We start from the raw sequence: 16,639 nt of genomic DNA on the forward strand, positions 1-16,639 counted from the left end.
GCTGGCTTGCCGTCTGATCCGCGAGCTTCGATAGCGTCATTGCGAGCGGAGCGACGCAATCCATTTCCGTGACGCGGCGGGAAAGATGGATTGCTTCGCTACGCTCGCAATGACTGCAGAAGGTCGCGGATATTCCCCACCACGCTCTCGAACATCGGCGCGGTCAGCCGCCCGGTGTTCACGTTGTACTGCGAGGTATGGAAGCTGTCCGCCAGCACCAGGCCGTTGGGCAGCTCGTGCATCGCCCCGTGGGCGAACTTATAGGCCGTGGGTTTCAGTCCAAGCACGCGCAATATGCCCTCATGCGGCTCCCGCCCGATGGCCAGGAACACCCGCAGATTAGGCATCTCCGCGATCTCTTCGGCCAGGAAGGGGCGGCAGGTGTTGATCTCCTGCGTCTGCAGCTTGTGCTGCGGCGGGGCGCAGCGCACAGCGTTGGTCACCCGGCAGTCATGCAGGGTCAGCCCGTCATCGGCGCGTTCCTCATAGGTGCCGCTGGAGAATCCGGTCTTCAGCAGCGTGGCGTAGAGCAGCCGCCCGGCCACGTCCCTGGTGAATGGGCGGCCCGTGGTGTTGGCGCCGTTCACGCCCGGGGCTTGGCCCACCACCAGCAACCGGGCGGAAAGCGGCCCGAAGCTCGGCACCGGGGCGTTGAAGCCATGCGGAATGGCGCGGCGGTTGCTCTCCCGGTACGTCACGAGGCGCGGGCAGAGCTTGCAGTCGTGGTCCGGCGTCACGATTCGTCGTCTTCCCGCATGCGGGTGCGCCCGTCCTGGGGCCGCCGGGTGAATTCCGGGGCGATGTCGGCCAGTTCCACGTACTGGTCCGCCTGCCGGCGCAGCTCGTCCGCGATCATCGGCGGGGAGGTCTTGATGGTGGAGACAACCGAGACGCGCACGCCCTTGCGCTGCACGGCCTCGACGAGGCGGCGGAAATCGGAGTCGCCCGAGAACAGGATGGCGTGGTCGAGCTTCGGCGCCAGCTCCAGCATGTCGATCGCCAGTTCGATATCCATGTTGCCCTTGATGCGGCGGCGGCCCATGGCGTCGGTGAACTCCTTGGCCGGCTTGGTCACCAAACTGTAGCCGTTATAGGCCAGCCAGTCTGTTAGAGGTTTGAGCGGCGAGTATTCCTCGGTCTCCAGCAGGGCTGAATAATAATAGGCGCGCAGCAGGTTTGTGTTCGCGCCGAAGTAGTCGAGCAACCTGCGGTAGTCGATATCGAAGCCCAGACTGCGAGTTGCGGCGTACAGATTGGCGCCGTCGATGAACAGGGCCGTGCGTTCCTGGGACGAAAAACGGGTCATGTTTTTTTGCTTCTCATGAAATAAACGTTAAGACAGATATACAGCGTTGCGAATAATGTTAGAAAGGTCCCATCGTTTAAGCCAGCCGGGACGGGCCAGAAAAAGGTATTCTCTGTAATATGATACTGATTGCCATCGGCGCCAACCTGCTGGGGGAGGCGGGCGAGTCTCCGGTCGAGATGTGCGAGGCGGGTGCGGAGGCCGTGCGCGCCATCCCCGGCTTGAGCTTCGTCGCGCTGTCCCCCTGGTACCGCACCGCCGCCATCCCCCGCGCCGAGGATCCGGATTACTGCAACGGCATGCTCCGGATGGAAGGGGAGATCACCCCCGCCGAGCTGCTGGCCCGCCTGCACGAGATCGAGGAGCGGTTCGGCCGCGTGCGGTCCATGCCGAATGCCCCGCGCACGCTGGACCTCGACATCATCGACCTCAACGGCGCCATCCGCGCCGTGCCCGACCCGATCCTGCCGCACCCCAGGACGCATCTGCGCGCCTTCGTGCTGCGCCCGCTGCTCGATGTCGCCCCCGCCTGGCGCCACCCCACGCTGCGCCGGAGCGTGGCCACGCTGCTGGCCGACCTGCCCACGCAGCAGATTCGGCCCTGGCATGACGAACCGGGCTAAAGACTTGCATCGCCGCCTCTCGCGGGTTAAGGCAATCATTCAATTTTCTTTGCCTTGGAGCGTATCGGATGGCCCGCGTCACCGTTGAAGACTGCGTTTTGAAAGTGCCGAACCGGTTTGAGCTGGTTCTGTTGGCCGCGCAGCGTGCCCGTAACATCAGCCGCGGCGAGCAGCTGACCATCGACCGGGACAACGACAAGAACCCGGTCGTGGCCCTGCGCGAGATCGCCGATGAGACCCTGGCCCTGCCGGAACTGGAGCAGGACCTGGTGAAGGGGCTCTCCCGCGTGCCGGAGCCCGAGCCGGTGGACGAGGAAGTGGTGGACCTGATCCCCACTGAGCAGAACATTTTCGGCCTGCAGGATGTGTCCGCCGAGGAAGAGGCCGCCGCCATGGCCGCCGAGTCCGAGGAAATCATGTCGCCGGAAGATATCCAGGCGGCGATCGAGGCGGAACTCGGCGGCAAGTCCCGCCGTTAACGCCATGCGGACAGGCTGCCGTGCCATGAGCCTGTCCTATTTGCCTGAAGGGCTGTCCGCGAGCCCGCCGCAGTTCCATCCGGAGCTGCGCGGGCTTTTGGCGCGCGTAGCCTCCTACGACAGCAAGGCCGATCCGGCGCTCATCGACGACGCCTATGGCGTGGCCGAGCAGGCCCATGCCGCGCAGAAGCGCGATAATGGCGAGCCCTACATCACCCACCCGCTGGCGGTGGCGAATATCCTCGCCGGTTACAAGCTCGATTCCGCCTCCATCATCACCGCGCTGCTGCACGACACGGTGGAGGACACCTCTGTCAGCCTCGCCGATATCCAGAAGCGTTTCGGCCCCGAGGTCGCCGGGCTGGTGGATGGCGTCACCAAGCTGACCCGCCTCGAGCTGCAATCGGACCGCACCAAGCAGGCGGAGAATTTCCGCAAGCTGGTGCTGGCGATGAGCAAGGATATCCGCGTGCTTATCGTCAAGCTCGCGGACCGGCTGCACAACATGCGCACCATCGGCGCGATTTCGGCCGCGCATAAGCGCCAGCGCATCGCGCGCGAGACGATGGAGATTTACGCGCCGCTGGCCGAGCGCATCGGCATGGAGGCGGTGAAGACCGAGCTGCAGACCCGCTCCTTCGCCGAGATCGACCCCGAGGCTTACGAGACCATCCAGGCGCGCCTGAACTTCCTGCGCGGGCAGGGGGCGGATGTCATCGAGGAGGTGCGCCAGGAGCTGCTGCGCGTCTGCCGAGAGGCCGGGCTGAACGACGTGGAAATTTCCGGGCGCGAGAAATCGCCCTATTCCATCTGGCAGAAGATGCAGCGCCGCAATGTGGCGTTCGAGCAGCTGTCGGACATCATGGCGTTCCGCATCATCGTGCCCACGCGGGCCGATTGCTATGTCGCGCTCGGCACCATCCATGCCGCCTATCCGGTGATCGCCGGGCGCTTCAAGGACTATATCTCCACGCCCAAGACAAACGGCTACCAGTCGCTGCACACTGGCGTCACGCTGCGCCAGCCGCGCAACCAGAAGATCGAGATCCAGATCCGCACGCCGGAGATGCAGGCAGTGGCGGAAGCCGGCGTGGCCGCGCATTGGCTGTACAAGCAGTCCGAAGCGTCCTCGCAGGACGTGCAGAAATTCCGCTGGGTGCAGGATCTGCTGGAAATTCTGGACAACTCCGCGCCGGATGAGTTTCTCGAGAACACCAAGCTGGAGCTGTACCAGGACCAGGTGTTCTGCTTCACGCCCAAGGGCCAGCTGATCCAGCTGCCGCGCGGCGCCACCTCGGTGGACTTCGCCTACGCGGTGCATTCGCAGATCGGCGATACCTGTGTCGGCGCCCGCATCAATGGGCGGCTGATGCCGCTGCGTTACGAGCTGCAGAACGGCGACCAGGTGGAAATCCTCACCGCGCGCGGGGGCACGCCGTCCCCGGCCTGGGAGCGCTTCGTCGTCACCGGCAAGGCGCGGGCGCGTATCCGCCGATTCCTGGCCCAGCAGATGCGCGATGCGCACCGCGATGCGGGCAAGTCGATCCTCGCCAAGGCCTTCCGCCAGGAAGGCGTGGACGGCTCCGAAAAAGTGCTGGATCAGGTGCTGAAGCCGCTGAAACAGGCGAGCGTGGATGATCTGTATGTCGCCGTGGCCACCAGCATCATCGGTGCGAAGGATGTGATCCACGCCGCGTACCCCGAGCTGCGCGCCCCGCGCGCGCCGCGCGTGCTGCCGGCCTTCATGGGCGGGGCGCTCACCGCCCGCTCGCTGCGCAGCGCGCCGAAGGGCGATGGCGGCCTGCCGATTACCGGCATCGTCGCCGGCATGGATGTGCATTACGCCGGGTGCTGCCACCCGCTGCCGGGGGACAAGATCGTCGGCATCGTCACCACCGGCAAGGGCATTACCGTGCATGCCAAGGATTGCGCCACGCTCGATACCTTCGCGGCGACGCCGGAGCGCTTCATCGACATCGACTGGGATCAGGCGAGCCTCGCCAAGCTGGACCCGAAGGCGCAGCGCTTCACCGGCCGCATCAGCGTCATCGCCAACAACGCGCCGAACGCGCTCGCCAACCTCACCAACGCCGTGTCCAAGCAGGACGGCGCCATTGCCACTCTGAAGATCGTGCACCGGCAGCAGGATTTCTTCGAGACGCTGGTGGATGTGGAGGTACGCGACGCGCGCCATCTCAACCAGGTGATCGCCGGGCTGCGCGGCACCACGGGCATCGCACAGGTAGAGCGCGAGCGGGCATGATCATCGGGATCGGCTCCGATATCTGCGACATCAGGCGCATCGAGGCGGCGCTGGAGCGGCATGGCGAACGCTTCACCCTGCGGGTGTTCTCCGAGATGGAGAGGGCGCGTTCGGAGCGGCGGGCGCATTTCCGCGCGCCCAGCTACGCCAAGCGCTTCGCCGCCAAGGAGGCCTGCTCCAAGGCGCTAGGCACCGGCTTCCGGCACGGCGTGTTCCTCTCCGATCTGCGGGTGGTGAACCTGCCCTCCGGCCAGCCGACCCTGGAACTGCATGGCGCGGCGGCGGAACGGCTGCGCGCCATCACCCCGCACGGCTACGCGTCGAGCATCTTTCTCTCGCTGACCGATGAATACCCCTACGCCTACGCACAGGTGATCATTTCCGCCGAGTTGCTGTCCACGGATTAGAATTTGGGCTGTAGCCACATGCAGCAGGAACATTTCTACGAGCCGGCCAAAGGGCATGGGCTGAAGCACGATCCATTCAACGCCATCATCGGGCCGCGCCCGATCGGCTGGGTCTCCTCGCGCGGGGCGGACGGCTCGGTGAATCTGGCGCCGTATAGCTTCTTCAACGCCTTCTGCTACCACCCGCCCATTATCGGATTCTCCAGCATCGGCGCCAAGGACACGCTGCGCAATGTGCGTGAGACCAGGGAGTTCGTGTGGAATCTTGCCACGCGGGAGCTGGGCGAGGCGATGAACGCCAGCTCCGCCGCCGCACCCTATGGTGTGGATGAGTTCACCCTGGCCGGGCTGGAAAAGGCGCCCTCAAACTTGGTGCAGGTGCCGCGCGTGGCGGCGAGCCCGGTGAATTTCGAGTGCAAGCTGGCGGATATCGTTCAGCTCAAGGGCTGGCAGGGCGAACCGGCCTCGGCTTGGCTGGTGCTGGGCGAGGTGGTGGGCGTGCATATCGCCCCGCATCTCATCGTGGATGGCGTCTTCGACACGTTCAGCGCGCATATCCTGCTGCGCGCCGGCGGTGCGACGGCCTACGCCGAGGTACTGCCGGAAACCAGGCTGGACATGAAGCGGCCGGGGTAGGGCGTCATGGCGAGCGCAGCGAAGCCATCCATCTTCTTGAACCTGTTGGAGCTGGATTGCTTCGGGCGGCGTGCGCCGCCCTCGCAATGACGGTTACGCCTCGGCGGTGTCGCGGAAATACGGCTCCACCTTGCCCTTGAGCTTCATCGTCAGCAGCTTTCCGTGGCGGTCGGTGGTTTTGCCCGCGGCCACGCGCACCCAGCCTTCCGAGACGCAGTACTCTTCCACGTTGGTCTTCTCGACCCCGTTGAAGCGGATGCCGATGCCGCGCTCCAGCAGCTTTTCGTCGAAAAACTTGCTGTCCGGATCGGTGGACAGGCGGTCGGGGACGGTGTCGCTCATAGCATCTTGCCCAGTTTGCGTTTGATTTTGGTGAAGAAACTCGCCGCGGGCGAGTCGGCCAGCGCCACCACGGGCACGGTGGCGAGCGTCGTGCCATTGGCGCTGTAGGTTACGTTGCCCAGCGTCTCGCCCTTGGTCACGCCAGGGGTGAGGTCTGCGGTGTAGGCGATGTTGTGGGTCACGCTGTTGGCGGCGTCGGCTGGCAGGGTCAGGAACACGTCCTGCGCCGGGCCGACCGGCACGCTGCCGCTATCCAGCGCGTCGTTGTTCAGCGTGTCGATCTGCTGATTGGCGGTGGCGATCTTCGTGTCGGTGAAGAATTTCTGGCCGTAGTCCAGCAGCGTCTCGATCGCGGCGGTGCTTTCGCTCCAGGTCGGCCCGCCGGTCACCACAGCGATCAGCCGTATGTTGCCGCGCTGGGCGGTGGCGTCGATGCAATGGCCGCTTTCCTTGGTCAGGCCGGTCTTCAGCCCGTCCACGGTGGGGTCCTTGGCCAGCACCGGGTTCCAGCTCGCCTGGGTGATGTTGGCGTAGGTGTAGCTCTGCTGCTTGGAGATATCGAGGATCTCCGGCTCGTTCTGCAGAATGGCGCGCGAGAGCAGGGCCACGTCCATGGCCGAGGTGTGCAGGGCCGGGTCGGGCAGGCCGGTGGGGTTGGTGTAGTTGGTGTCGCTGAGGCCGATATTGGCGGCCTCCTTGTTCATCATCTGCACGAAGGCGTCGGTGGAGCCGGCCACCTGCTCGGCCAGGGCGGTCGCGGCGTCGTTGCCCGAGTCGATGATCAGCCCGTGCAGCAGCTGGTCCACGGTCACCACCGAGTTCGGGTCGACGAACATGGTGGAACCCTGCTGGTGCCAGGCGTCAACCGAGATGGGCACGGTCTGGTCCAGTTTCAGCCCGCCGCCGTGCAGCGCCTTGTAGGTCAGGTGCGCGGTCATCAGCTTGGTCAGGCTGGCGGGGGGGAGCTGCGCATGCGGCGCGGCCTCGGCCAGGATGGCGCCGGTGGCGGCATCCATCAGCACAAAGGCGGTCATGTCCGGCAAAGTGGGCGGCACCGGGGTGGATTTGTCGCCCGCCGGGGAATCGGGCACCGGCGCCGGGCCAGTGGGCGCCGCTGTGGCGCCGATCTTGTCTGCCGCGGCGGCAGCGGTGTGCGGGCCGTTATCCACGGCCTGGTGGGCGTGGTGCGTCTTGGCCGTGGCGGCCTGAGCGAAGACCAGCGCGGCGGCGAGTGCTGCGCGGGACAAACCTGTGGTTTTGAACATGGGCGAATCGGTCTCCATGCGGGGCTGGCAAATGCGGGCCTCTCTGTACCCATTTGTTGACACGCCGCAAGCGCCGGGATTGATGAGCACGGATTACAGATGGTTATTTAATGTAATGCGGGGCATGGGCTTGGCGGAGGTGCTGCGGACATTGGCCGTCGCCCTGGCGGCGGTGGTGGGCATCCGCGCCTTCCTGTTCGCGCCGTACTGGATACCCTCGGGCAGCATGGTCCCGGCTTTGCTGCCGGGGGACCTCCTCATCGTCAGCAAATTGACCTATGGCCACCCGTTCCGGCGCGGGGGTGTCGTGGTGTTCGTCTCCCCCACCGGTTCGGGCGAGGTGCTGGTGAAGCGCATCATCGGTCTGCCGGGCGACACGGTGCAGATGCAGGACGGACGGCTGTTCATCAACGGCCAGGTGGCGCCCTGCGCCGATGAAGGCCGCTACGAGGATGAAAGCGGGGCAGGGCCGGTAGTGGCCCGCCGATGTGCCGAGACCCTGCCGGGGGGCAAGGTTTACCCCATCCTCAAGGTGACGGATGAAGGCTTCGCCAACAACACGCCGGTCTATACCGTGCCGCCCGGCGATCTGTTCCTGCTGGGCGACAACCGGGACAATTCCGAGGATTCACGCTTTCCCGGCGGGCCGGTGGGCTATGTGCCAGAGGCGGATGTGATCGGTCCCGCCGTGCTGGTCCTGGGCTCGGTGGACCCGCACGCGCCGGGCTTCGGCGTGCGGCTGGGGCGGTTCTTCCACCGGGTGAACTGAGGCGTTTTCTTGACAATCAGCCAGTGCCGGGCTTCATGCGACAAGCTTCGAGGATTGACACATAGATGGCACGGCACGCGCAGAAACCCGGCGGTTTTACCGAATTCGTCAAAACCATTGTCTATGCCGGGCTGATCGCCGTGGGCATCCACACCTTCCTGTTCGAGCCGTTCTACATCCCCTCGGGCTCCATGGTGCCAACCCTGCTGGTGGGCGACTATCTCGTGGTGAACAAGTTCGCCTACGGCTATTCGCATTTCTCCTTCCCGTTCTCGCCGGATTTCTTCTCCGGCCGCTGGCCCGCCGGGATGCCAAAGCGCGGCGACGTGGTGGTATTCCGCCCGCCGGGCGAGCCGGATGAGGATTTCATCAAGCGCGTCATCGGCCTGCCGGGCGACACCATCCAGGTGACCAACGGCCAACTGCTCATCAACGGTCAGCAAGTGCCGCGTGTGGATGCCGGGACCTATAGCGACGACAGCGATTCCTATGGCCCGCCGGTGCTGGCGCGCGACTATACCGAGACCCTGCCGGGCGGGAAGACGCACCAGATCCTCAAGCGCACCGATGACGGCTTCGCCAACAACACCCCGGTCTATACCGTGCCGGCGGGCGATTTGTTCCTGATGGGCGACAACCGCGACGATTCCGAGGATTCCCGCTTCCTCGACGGTCCGGTCGGCTATGTCCCGGTCGAGAACGTGCTCGGCCCGGCGGATCTGATCTTCTTCTCCATCGATCTCCAGCACCCCTTCTGGCAGGTCTGGTACTGGCCCCTTGAGATCCGCTGGGGCCGCATGCTGCATACCATTTCGTGAACGGGTTGGATGCCGCCCAGGCCCTGCTTGGGCATGACTTCTCCCGGCCGGAGCTGCTGGCCGAGGCGCTGACGCACCGCTCCGCCGCCGGGGCGAAAGGCGTCGGCTCGAACGAGCGGCTGGAATTTATTGGCGACCGCGTGCTCGGCCTGGTGGTGGCGGAATGGCTCATCGAGCGCTTTCCCAACGAGCAGGAGGGCAAGCTCGGCCCGCGTCTGGCGGCGCTGGTCTCCAAGCCGTCCCTCGCCGCCATTGCCGAGGCGCATGAGGTGGGGGCGATGCTGAGTGTCGCCCCGGGCGAGGCCAAGCGCGGGGTTTCCACCCAGGCCAATGTTATGGCCGACGCGCTGGAGGCGATGATCGGGGCGCTGTATCTCGATGCCGGGCTGGATGCGGTGAAGGCGTTCATCCGCCGGGTGATGACGGATGTTATGGTGGCGCAGGCAGCACCACCCAAGGACCCGAAGACCGCGCTGCAGGAATGGGCGCTCAAGCGCGCGCTGCCGCTGCCGGCCTATACGGTGGTTTCACAAAGCGGGCCCTCGCACGCGCCGCTCTTCGTGGTACGGGTAAGCGTGGGGAATGCCAGCGCCGAGGCCAAGGCCGGGGCCAAGCGCGCGGCGGAACAGGAAGCAGCACGGATGCTGCTGGAGGAATTGCCGGAATGAGTAAATGCGGATTTGTGGCGCTGATCGGTGCGCCGAACGCGGGGAAATCGACCCTGCTGAACCGGCTGACCGGGGCGAAGCTCTCCATCGTCACGCCCAAGGCGCAGACGACGCGCGCCCGCGTGCTGGGGATTCTGGTGCGCAACGAGGCGCAGATTCTGTTTGTGGATACGCCCGGCATTTTCGCGCCCAAGCGCAGGCTGGACCGCGCCATGGTTGCCGCCGCATGGGACGGTGCTGCCGAGGCAGATTACGTGCTGCTGCTGGTGGATGCCAAGGCTGGGCTGACCGATGCGGTGCGTGAGATCGTCACCAAGGCCGCGGAATCGGGGCGCAAGATGGCGCTGGTGCTGAACAAGATCGACCTGATCGACCGGCAGAAACTGCTGCCGCTGACGCAGGACCTTGCCGCGCTGGCGGAGTTCGAACAGGTGTTCATGATCTCCGCTAATACTGGCGACGGGATCGACGTGCTGCTGGATTTCTGCACCGCCAAGCTGCCCGAGAGCCCGTTCCTCTACCCCGAGGACGAGATGACCGACCTGCCGGACCGGCTGCTCGCCGCCGAGATCGTGCGCGAGCAGATCTTCCTGCAAACACGCGATGAAGTGCCCTATGGCACCACGGTGGAGACGGAGAGCTTCAAGGAGCAGAAGAACGGCTCTATCCGCATCGACGCGGTGATCTACGTGGCCCGGCCTGGGCACAAGGCGATCCTGATCGGCGCCGGGGGCAGCCGGATCCGCGAGATCGGCGCCCGCGCGCGCGCGGAGCTGATGCGCCTGTTCGAGACCAAGGTGGATTTGTTCCTGCGCGTGGCCGAGCGTGCGGGCTGGGACGAGGAGGCGGCGCGCATCCGCGCCACCGGGCTGACCGACCCGAAGACCTGAACGCGGCATGGCGCGGCGGTATTGGCCATGGCACCTGACGGCGGTGGCGCTGTATGCGGCTGCCGCCTGGGTGGTGGTGCAGCATGGCGCCTCGCTGACCGGGATGATCTCGGGCGGTGGCAGTGACCCTCTGATTTTTATTTGGTCTTTTGCCTGGTGGCCGTCCGCCATGGCACACCACCTCAATCCCTTCTTTACGCACCTGGTCTGGCAGCCTGAAGGGCTGAACCTCGCCTGGATCACAAGCGTGCCAACCCTGGCGCTGCTCGCCGCGCCGGTGACACTCGCCTTCGGCCCGGTGCTGGCATTCAACCTTTGCAATCTGGCGGCGCCGGTGCTGGCGGCCTGCGCCGCCTACGCGCTGTGCCTCTACCTCGCCCGGCGGCCGGACGCGGCGCTGCTCGGCGGGTTCCTGTTTGGCTTTTCCAGCTTTGAAACGTCGCGGCTGAACGAGCAACTCAATCAGGAATTCATATGCATACTGCCTTGCCTCGTGTTGCTGGCGCTGGCGCGGCTGGATGGGCGAGTGAGCCGCAAAGCGGTGGCGGTGGGCGGGGCGTCGATGCTGGCGGCACAGGCTGGCATTTCGCTGGAAGTATTCGCGACGACGGTGCTCTGCGGCGGGTTCGCCTGGGCGCTGACTTTGGCCTTGGTGCCGCAACGCCGGTCCGGACTGATGCTGCTCCTTGGTGATGCGCTGTTGGCCGCGCCGCTGCTCCTTCTGCTACTCTCGCCACTACTATGGGCTTTGTTCGCGCAGCCGCACGACATGGCACTGCCCAAGGCCTGGCCGTGGTTTTTCTCCACCGATCTGCTCAACTTCGTCATCCCCACGCCAACCAACGCCATCGGCGGCGCGTTCTTTGCGCCCGTCACCAGGCATTTCCCGGGCTTCACCAGCGAGCAGAGCGGTTATCTCGGCCTGCCGTTGATCATCCTGCTCTGGCTCGGCCTGCGCCGGGGCAAGGCCTATCTGCGCTGGCTGTTGCTGGGGCTGATCATCGCCAGCATGGGGCCGCAGCTTTGGTTCGGGGGGCGGGACACGGGGATTCCGCTGCCCTGGGCGCTGATCCACGCTTTGCCGTTGCTGGGCAATGCGTTGCCGGCGCGGATGATGCTCTATGCCAGCCTCGCCGTCGCTGTTGCCGTTGCGCTCTGGGTCGCCGAGGCGCAAGGCCCGCGTACGCGTTATGCCCGGCTGGCGCTGGGCGCGCTCGCGGCAGCGTTCCTATGGCCGGCGCCTCGCCCTGTGCAGCCAATTCCAAACTCGGCGTTCTTCGCGCCTGGGCGGGTTGAGCAGGTACTGGGGCAGGGCGCCAAGGTGGCAATTCTGCCTTTTGGCTTCTTCAGCCCCTCCATGTACTGGCAGGCTGAAAGCGGCTTCGCCTTCGCCCAGACGGGCGGATATCTCGGCTTCCCTCCCGCGCGGGTCCAGCAGAACACGAAGCTGATGCGCTATTTCTTCGGGCTGGACGCGCCGGGGGGCGTCCCCGCCTTCGCCGCTTATTGCCGCCAGACGAGCACGCAATTTGTCGTGGCTGGGCCGGGCGCGCCACAGGAGATGCTGGCCGGGTTGCGCGGGCTGGGCTGGGTGTCGCGACAGGTTGACGACGTGACGATGTTTACCGTGCCGGTGGCGCCATGATCAGGCGCCACGCCGCCGCTTTGGCCATTTATGCCGTGCTGGCGGTTCTGCTCATCGGCCATGGCGCCTCGCTGCAAAACTATATCTACGGCATTTCCTCGGACCCTCTGTCGTTCATCTGGTGCCTTGCGTGGTGGCCGCACGCGCTCCTGCATCACCTCGATCCGCTGCATGCGAGTCTTGTCTGGCAACCGGACGGGCTGGATCTCGTCTGGACGACCTGCGTACCATTTTTGGCCCTGGCCGCGGCGCCGCTGACACTCCTGGCCGGGCCGATGGTGAGCTACAACGTGCTTACAACGCTTGCCCCGCTATTGGCAGCGATTAGCGCCTATGCGCTTTGTCTTTACATCACGCGCAACCGGGCGGCGGCGTTTTGCGGTGGTCTGGCCTATGGGTTCTCCTCCTACGAGATGGCCGAGGCGCTAGAGCACCTCAATCTCGATTTCACAGCCTTTGTTCCAGCCATGGTGCTGGTCGTGTTGGCGCGGCTGGATGACCACCTTAGCCGTTTTACCGCTGCGGCACTGTTTGCATTAGCGCTCGCAGCCGAGTTCTACACCTCGATCGAGGTTGCGCTGACCAGCCTGGTTTTCGGTGGCCTGACATGGGGTCTGGCGGTCGCACTGTGCCGGGAACGCCGTGCCCGGTTGCTGAGGCTGGTGCCGGATGGCCTGTTTGCGGGAGGGCTTGCCCTGCCATTACTGGCGCCGTTCCTGTGGGACATGCTGACGAAGTCCCGCCTTTCCGTTGTTCCGCCCGGATGGAGCATCGTGACGTCAGCGCATGTGTTCAACCAGCTCGTTACGACGCCGGCGAACGTGCTTTACGTTCCGGGGATGAAAATGGGGGCGTCAGGGCTGTTTGGTTTATTGCCTCAGCGTGACTTCATCACCGGCTTGCCGCTGCTCCTCGTCATCATTTTGTTCTGGAGGGAACGCAGGAAAGAGCCAGCCGGTAAGCTGGTGCTGTACTTGCTGCTGATCCTGGTTGTGGCGAGCCTCGGACCCCAGCTTTGGGTGGGAGATGTCTTCACCGGCGTGGTGATGCCCTGGGCGTTGGCGCTGCACTTGCCTTTGCTTGGCGGGGCATTGCCTGGGCGTTTCGCACTATACGTGAGTCTGGTGCTTGCCGTCATTCTGGCCGGCTGGGTCGCCTCCGCGAGGTCAAATCGGCGGGCAATCGCCGCTGGTCTTGCCTGTGCCGTGACCCTCGCGCCTCCGCACCCGGTGACACCGGCGCCCTATGAGGCGTTCTTCCGGCCAGGAAGAGTGGAAGCGGTGCTGGGCCCACGGGCGCGGCTGTTGGTTCTGCCGCGCATTGACGAAACGATGGGCGGTCTCTGGCAAATTTCTGACTTCTGGCAGGCGGAGAATGATTTCGGCTTTGCCCAGGTCACTGGACATTTCGGCTTTCCTCCCATCACGGCGATGGCGCATGAGGCGGTTCGCGAAATGGCGTTTGGCAGGTTCAGCCCCCATTTCGCCATAGATGTGGCCGAGCTGTGCCAGGCGACGAAAACGCAATACGTGGTGGCAGGACCCAGCACACCGCCGGACATGGTGGCCGGGCTGCGCGCCCTGGGCTGGGCCTCGCGCCAAGTGGATGACGTCACGGTTTTCACCGTGCCAGCGGCGCCATGATCCGCCATGCCGCCGCCCTTGCCGTTTATGCCGCGCTTGCGGCGGTGCTGCTCTGGCACGGCGCGTCGCTGACGCATCAGCTCTCCGGCGCGGGGGCGGACCCGTGGGACTCCCCCTGGTTCCTCGCCTGGTGGCCCTATGCGCTCACGCATCATCTGGACCCGTTCTTCACACGGCTGATCTGGTATCCGTGTGGCGTCTCGCTGCTCTGGGTTACCTCAGTGCCGCTGCTGGCCGTGCTCGCCATGCCGCTCACCCTGCTGGCCGGGCCGGTGCTGACCTATAACATCTATATCCTCACCGCACCGGTATGCGCCGCCTGCTTCGCCTATCTGCTCTGCCACCGGCTGACGCGGGATTTCGCCGCCTCGCTGATCGGCGGTTTCCTGTTTGGGTTCTCGTCCTATGAGATGGCGCAGGATTCGGCGGCGCTGAACCTCGCCGTGACCTTCCTCGTGCCCGCGCTGTTGCTGGTGGCGCTCAAGCGGCTGGATGATGAGCTCTCCCGCCCGGCGACGGCGGCGCTGGCGGCGCTGCTGCTGCTGGCGCAGTTCCTCATCTGTCCTGAAGTCTTTGCCATGATCTTCGTCTTCGGCGGCATGGCCTGGGCTTTGGCGTATCTGCACCTGCCTGCGCGCCGGGCCGGGCTGAAGCGCCTGTTCATCGACGGGCTGATCACCGGGCCGTTCGTCGCGCTGCCCTTGGCGCCCCTCTTCGTGGTCATGGCGCGGGATTACTGGATGATCAATCATCCCGTGATCTGGCCGTATTACTTCACGGCAGATCTCGCCAATCTGGTCATCCCCTCGGCGGCGAATCTGTTCGGCGGGTTTTTCACTTCCATTTCGCAACATTTCAGCCTGAGCGTGCAGGAGCAGGATGCGTATCTCGGCCTGCCGCTGCTTGTGCTGATCTATCTGTTCGCGCGCGGGCAGGGGCGGGAACCGCGCGGGCGCTATCTCGTGGCGTGCTTCCTGGTACTGCTGGTCTGCGAACTTGGCCCGCAGCTATGGGTCGCCGGGCATATCACCCCTGTCGTGTTGCCCTGGATGCTGCTGGTGAAACTGCCGCTGCTCGGCTCGGCGCTCAGCGCGCGGTTTACGCTGTTTACCGCGCTCGCGGCGGGCGTCATCGCGGCCTATTGGCTGGCACTACCTGGGGCGCGGCGCTGGCGTCTGGCGTTGGGGGGGCTGACCTGCGTGGCGCTGCTGCCGGGGCCGCATCCGTGGCGGGAGGCACCTTATGCCGCCTTCTTCCAGCCCGGGCGGGTGCAGGCCGTGCTGGGGCCGAACCCGCGTTTGCTGGTGCTGCCCTTCGCGCTGCACGGTCCGTCCAGCTTCTGGCAGATGGAAAATGGCTTCGGCTACACCCAGGTGGGCGGGTATCTGGGTTTTCCGCCCAGGCCGGCGCAGTCTTTCAAGGCCGTTGGCGAGATGTTCGGCGGTATGGTGGGGCCAGGTTTTGCCGGTGACTTCGTCACCTATGCCCGCGCGGCGGGGGCACAATACGTGGTGGCCGGACCGGGTACGCAGGCGGACCTGCTGGCCGCTATCACCACGCTGGGCTGGCCAAGGCGGCAGGTGGATGACGTGACGATCTTTTCCGTACCAGAGACAAAATGATTAACCGCTTCGGCATTTCTGCCATCGCGCTTGCCGTGCTGGCGGTGTTCGTTTGGCTGCATGGCAGCGCGCCTGGCATGTACTTCGCGGTGCTGGCGGCTTTTGATATCCCGAAGGCAGCGCAGCCGTTTTCCGATCTCGGCGCGGTGCTGCAGGCCATTCATTGCGCGGGGCAGGGGGTGAATGTTTACGAGCCCAATGCCTGCATGGGTGGCGGCAATTACAATTATTCTCCGCTGCTGCTGCATTTTGGCGAACTGGGCGCCTTGGCGCCGCGCCTCAATCTCGCTGGGCTCGGGCTGGGTGCGCTGTTCATCGCCGCACTCGCCGTGCTGCCACCATCGCAAAGCCGGGCGGAATTCTGGCTGCGCGCGCTGGCCAGCGGTTCCGCCAGCACGGTCTTCGCGCTGGAGCGGATGAATCTCGACGTGGTGATCTTCCTCCTCGCCATGGGTGGCATCTGGCTCAGCCTGCGCGGCAGTATCACCCGGCTGGCGGGGGACGCATTGTTCTGCTTCGCCGCGGCGCTGAAATACTATCCCGTGGCGCTGCTGGTGCTGCTGCTGCGCGAGCCGCCCCGCCGCCTCGCCGCCATGGTTGCCTTGCTCGGCGTGGCGGGGCTGGGCTTCCTGGTCTGGTTCGGCGCAGGCACGCTGGCGGCGCTGGCGATCGTCCCGCACGGCCCGCCCTTCGGAAATTGTTTTGGCGCCATCGACATCCCGCTCGGCATCAGCCTAGGCATCGCGGCGGTGCATGGGAACACGCTGCACGACCTCTCCCGCTTTAACATGCCGCTGGCCTTGCGTCTCGCTTACGTGGCGATGATCCTGGCCGCGCTCTGGCGGGGCTGGGTGAATGCGGCGCTGTACCGTCCGGCCATGGAGAGGCTGGAGCCCGCTGCGGAGGCGTTTCTCATCGGCGGTGCGGCGCTCATCTGCGCCTGTTTCTTCATGGCGCAGAATATCGACTACCGCTCCATCTTCCTGCTCCTTACCCTGCCCGGCGTGTTCGCGCTGCACCGGGCCGGGGTAGCCAAGGCCGGTTGGCTGGCCATCGCCATCGTGGCGTTGTTGTGGGAAAGTTTCTTCCGCATCGCAGCGGTTTCCGTTATGCCTGTCCTGGCAGGGCAGGCGGTGGGATATTCCGCCGTCATCATGGTCTGGGTTGGCCGCGAGGTGTTGTGGTGGTGGGTGGTTACGCAGTTTCTGGCTCAGTTGTGTCTTTATACGCGGGCGGCGTTCTCCCGGGCGTTGGCGTGAGCGC

General features: G+C 65.3%; 17 protein-coding genes. 13 read left to right on the forward strand and 4 right to left on the reverse strand.

The features are described from left to right. Window positions 1-98: 98 nt before the first annotated feature. Complete coding sequence (locus ACLPJJ_RS09450) at window positions 99-737, reverse strand: uracil-DNA glycosylase (RefSeq protein ID WP_443590725.1); 639 nt, start codon at window positions 735-737, stop codon at window positions 99-101. Beyond that, window positions 734-1,306, reverse strand: coding sequence for a LabA-like NYN domain-containing protein (locus tag ACLPJJ_RS09455; protein WP_443590726.1), 573 nt, complete (start codon window positions 1,304-1,306; stop codon window positions 734-736). The genes ACLPJJ_RS09450 and ACLPJJ_RS09455 overlap by 4 nt, the downstream gene beginning before the upstream one ends. Window positions 1,307-1,425: 119 nt before the next feature. Between ACLPJJ_RS09455 and folK the strand changes: the two genes are divergently transcribed. The 5 genes from folK (at window position 1,426) to ACLPJJ_RS09480 (ending at window position 5,714) form a co-directional block, all read left to right on the forward strand. Beyond that, on the forward strand, window positions 1,426-1,929 hold the full coding sequence (gene folK, locus ACLPJJ_RS09460) for a 2-amino-4-hydroxy-6-hydroxymethyldihydropteridine diphosphokinase (RefSeq protein ID WP_443590727.1): 504 nt from the start codon (window positions 1,426-1,428) through the stop codon (window positions 1,927-1,929). Between the two features lie 68 nt (window positions 1,930-1,997). Next, the gene (rpoZ, locus tag ACLPJJ_RS09465; RefSeq protein WP_443590728.1) at window positions 1,998-2,408 is read left to right on the forward strand and encodes a DNA-directed RNA polymerase subunit omega; all 411 of its coding nucleotides are present in this window, start codon (window positions 1,998-2,000) and stop codon (window positions 2,406-2,408) included. Window positions 2,409-2,433: 25 nt separating this feature from the next. Continuing rightward, window positions 2,434-4,671 carry a RelA/SpoT family protein gene (locus ACLPJJ_RS09470; RefSeq protein WP_443590729.1) on the forward strand — a complete coding sequence of 746 codons (2,238 nt, stop codon included), beginning with the start codon at window positions 2,434-2,436 and terminating at the stop codon, window positions 4,669-4,671. Continuing rightward, window positions 4,668-5,078, forward strand: coding sequence for a holo-ACP synthase (gene acpS / locus ACLPJJ_RS09475; RefSeq protein ID WP_443590730.1), 411 nt, complete (start codon window positions 4,668-4,670; stop codon window positions 5,076-5,078). The genes ACLPJJ_RS09470 and acpS overlap by 4 nt, the downstream gene beginning before the upstream one ends. 18 nt (window positions 5,079-5,096) lie before the next feature. Beyond that, a complete protein-coding gene (locus ACLPJJ_RS09480) occupies window positions 5,097-5,714 on the forward strand; it encodes a flavin reductase family protein (RefSeq protein WP_443590731.1) in 618 nt (205 codons plus the stop codon). 93 nt (window positions 5,715-5,807) lie between these two features. Here ACLPJJ_RS09480 and ACLPJJ_RS09485 read toward each other — a convergent pair whose 3' ends face one another. Further along, window positions 5,808-6,056 (reverse strand): DUF3297 family protein, encoded by a 249-nt coding sequence (locus ACLPJJ_RS09485; protein ID WP_443590732.1) that lies wholly within the window; start codon window positions 6,054-6,056, stop codon window positions 5,808-5,810. Beyond that, window positions 6,053-7,321 (reverse strand): D-alanyl-D-alanine carboxypeptidase family protein, encoded by a 1,269-nt coding sequence (locus ACLPJJ_RS09490; RefSeq protein ID WP_443590733.1) that lies wholly within the window; start codon window positions 7,319-7,321, stop codon window positions 6,053-6,055. The genes ACLPJJ_RS09485 and ACLPJJ_RS09490 overlap by 4 nt, the downstream gene beginning before the upstream one ends. Before the next feature lie 115 nt (window positions 7,322-7,436). On the opposite strand from ACLPJJ_RS09490, the gene lepB (ACLPJJ_RS09495) reads away from it, so the two are divergent. The 8 genes from lepB (ACLPJJ_RS09495) (at window position 7,437) to ACLPJJ_RS09530 (ending at window position 16,635) form a co-directional block, all read left to right on the forward strand. Then, the gene (lepB, locus tag ACLPJJ_RS09495) at window positions 7,437-8,090 is read left to right on the forward strand and encodes a signal peptidase I (protein ID WP_443590734.1); all 654 of its coding nucleotides are present in this window, start codon (window positions 7,437-7,439) and stop codon (window positions 8,088-8,090) included. 65 nt (window positions 8,091-8,155) lie between these two features. Then, window positions 8,156-8,908 (forward strand): signal peptidase I, encoded by a 753-nt coding sequence (gene lepB / locus ACLPJJ_RS09500; protein WP_443590735.1) that lies wholly within the window; start codon window positions 8,156-8,158, stop codon window positions 8,906-8,908. Beyond that, complete coding sequence (rnc, locus tag ACLPJJ_RS09505) at window positions 8,905-9,576, forward strand: ribonuclease III (protein WP_443590736.1); 672 nt, start codon at window positions 8,905-8,907, stop codon at window positions 9,574-9,576. Before lepB (ACLPJJ_RS09500) ends, rnc begins: the two co-directional genes overlap by 4 nt. Next, window positions 9,573-10,466, forward strand: coding sequence for a GTPase Era (gene era / locus ACLPJJ_RS09510; protein WP_443590737.1), 894 nt, complete (start codon window positions 9,573-9,575; stop codon window positions 10,464-10,466). The genes rnc and era overlap by 4 nt, the downstream gene beginning before the upstream one ends. A 7-nt stretch (window positions 10,467-10,473) precedes the next feature. Then, window positions 10,474-12,111, forward strand: a complete 1,638-nt coding sequence (locus tag ACLPJJ_RS09515) for a hypothetical protein (RefSeq protein ID WP_443590738.1) — start codon at window positions 10,474-10,476, stop codon at window positions 12,109-12,111. 35 nt (window positions 12,112-12,146) lie between these two features. Then, the gene (locus ACLPJJ_RS09520) at window positions 12,147-13,754 is read left to right on the forward strand and encodes a YfhO family protein (RefSeq protein WP_443590739.1); all 1,608 of its coding nucleotides are present in this window, start codon (window positions 12,147-12,149) and stop codon (window positions 13,752-13,754) included. Next, on the forward strand, window positions 13,751-15,376 hold the full coding sequence (locus tag ACLPJJ_RS09525) for a hypothetical protein (protein ID WP_443590740.1): 1,626 nt from the start codon (window positions 13,751-13,753) through the stop codon (window positions 15,374-15,376). Before ACLPJJ_RS09520 ends, ACLPJJ_RS09525 begins: the two co-directional genes overlap by 4 nt. Beyond that, window positions 15,373-16,635: a hypothetical protein gene (locus ACLPJJ_RS09530; protein WP_443590741.1), complete on the forward strand. Its 1,263-nt coding sequence runs from the start codon at window positions 15,373-15,375 to the stop codon at window positions 16,633-16,635. The genes ACLPJJ_RS09525 and ACLPJJ_RS09530 overlap by 4 nt, the downstream gene beginning before the upstream one ends. Window positions 16,636-16,639 lie beyond the last annotated feature (4 nt).

Origin of the sequence: Acidocella sp. (genome assembly GCF_052326845.1) — a bacterium.
GTDB lineage: Bacteria > Pseudomonadota > Alphaproteobacteria > Acetobacterales > Acetobacteraceae > Acidocella.

What these genes read in the sequence shown, in the direction of transcription:
- rpoZ (WP_443590728.1), top strand. Translation starts at nt 1,998, where the DNA reads ATGGCCCGCGTCACCGTTGAAGACTGCGTTTTGAAAGTGCCGAACCGG.
- ACLPJJ_RS09515 (WP_443590738.1), top strand. Translation starts at nt 10,474, where the DNA reads ATGGCGCGGCGGTATTGGCCATGGCACCTGACGGCGGTGGCGCTGTAT.
- ACLPJJ_RS09470 (WP_443590729.1), top strand. Translation starts at nt 2,434, where the DNA reads ATGAGCCTGTCCTATTTGCCTGAAGGGCTGTCCGCGAGCCCGCCGCAG.
- ACLPJJ_RS09485 (WP_443590732.1), bottom strand. Translation starts at nt 6,056, where the DNA reads ATGAGCGACACCGTCCCCGACCGCCTGTCCACCGATCCGGACAGCAAG.
- lepB (WP_443590734.1), top strand. Translation starts at nt 7,437, where the DNA reads ATGCGGGGCATGGGCTTGGCGGAGGTGCTGCGGACATTGGCCGTCGCC.
- ACLPJJ_RS09525 (WP_443590740.1), top strand. Translation starts at nt 13,751, where the DNA reads ATGATCCGCCATGCCGCCGCCCTTGCCGTTTATGCCGCGCTTGCGGCG.
- ACLPJJ_RS09455 (WP_443590726.1), bottom strand. Translation starts at nt 1,306, where the DNA reads ATGACCCGTTTTTCGTCCCAGGAACGCACGGCCCTGTTCATCGACGGC.
- lepB (WP_443590735.1), top strand. Translation starts at nt 8,156, where the DNA reads ATGGCACGGCACGCGCAGAAACCCGGCGGTTTTACCGAATTCGTCAAA.
- folK (WP_443590727.1), top strand. Translation starts at nt 1,426, where the DNA reads ATGATACTGATTGCCATCGGCGCCAACCTGCTGGGGGAGGCGGGCGAG.
- era (WP_443590737.1), top strand. Translation starts at nt 9,573, where the DNA reads ATGAGTAAATGCGGATTTGTGGCGCTGATCGGTGCGCCGAACGCGGGG.
- ACLPJJ_RS09480 (WP_443590731.1), top strand. Translation starts at nt 5,097, where the DNA reads ATGCAGCAGGAACATTTCTACGAGCCGGCCAAAGGGCATGGGCTGAAG.
- ACLPJJ_RS09490 (WP_443590733.1), bottom strand. Translation starts at nt 7,321, where the DNA reads ATGTTCAAAACCACAGGTTTGTCCCGCGCAGCACTCGCCGCCGCGCTG.
- acpS (WP_443590730.1), top strand. Translation starts at nt 4,668, where the DNA reads ATGATCATCGGGATCGGCTCCGATATCTGCGACATCAGGCGCATCGAG.
- ACLPJJ_RS09530 (WP_443590741.1), top strand. Translation starts at nt 15,373, where the DNA reads ATGATTAACCGCTTCGGCATTTCTGCCATCGCGCTTGCCGTGCTGGCG.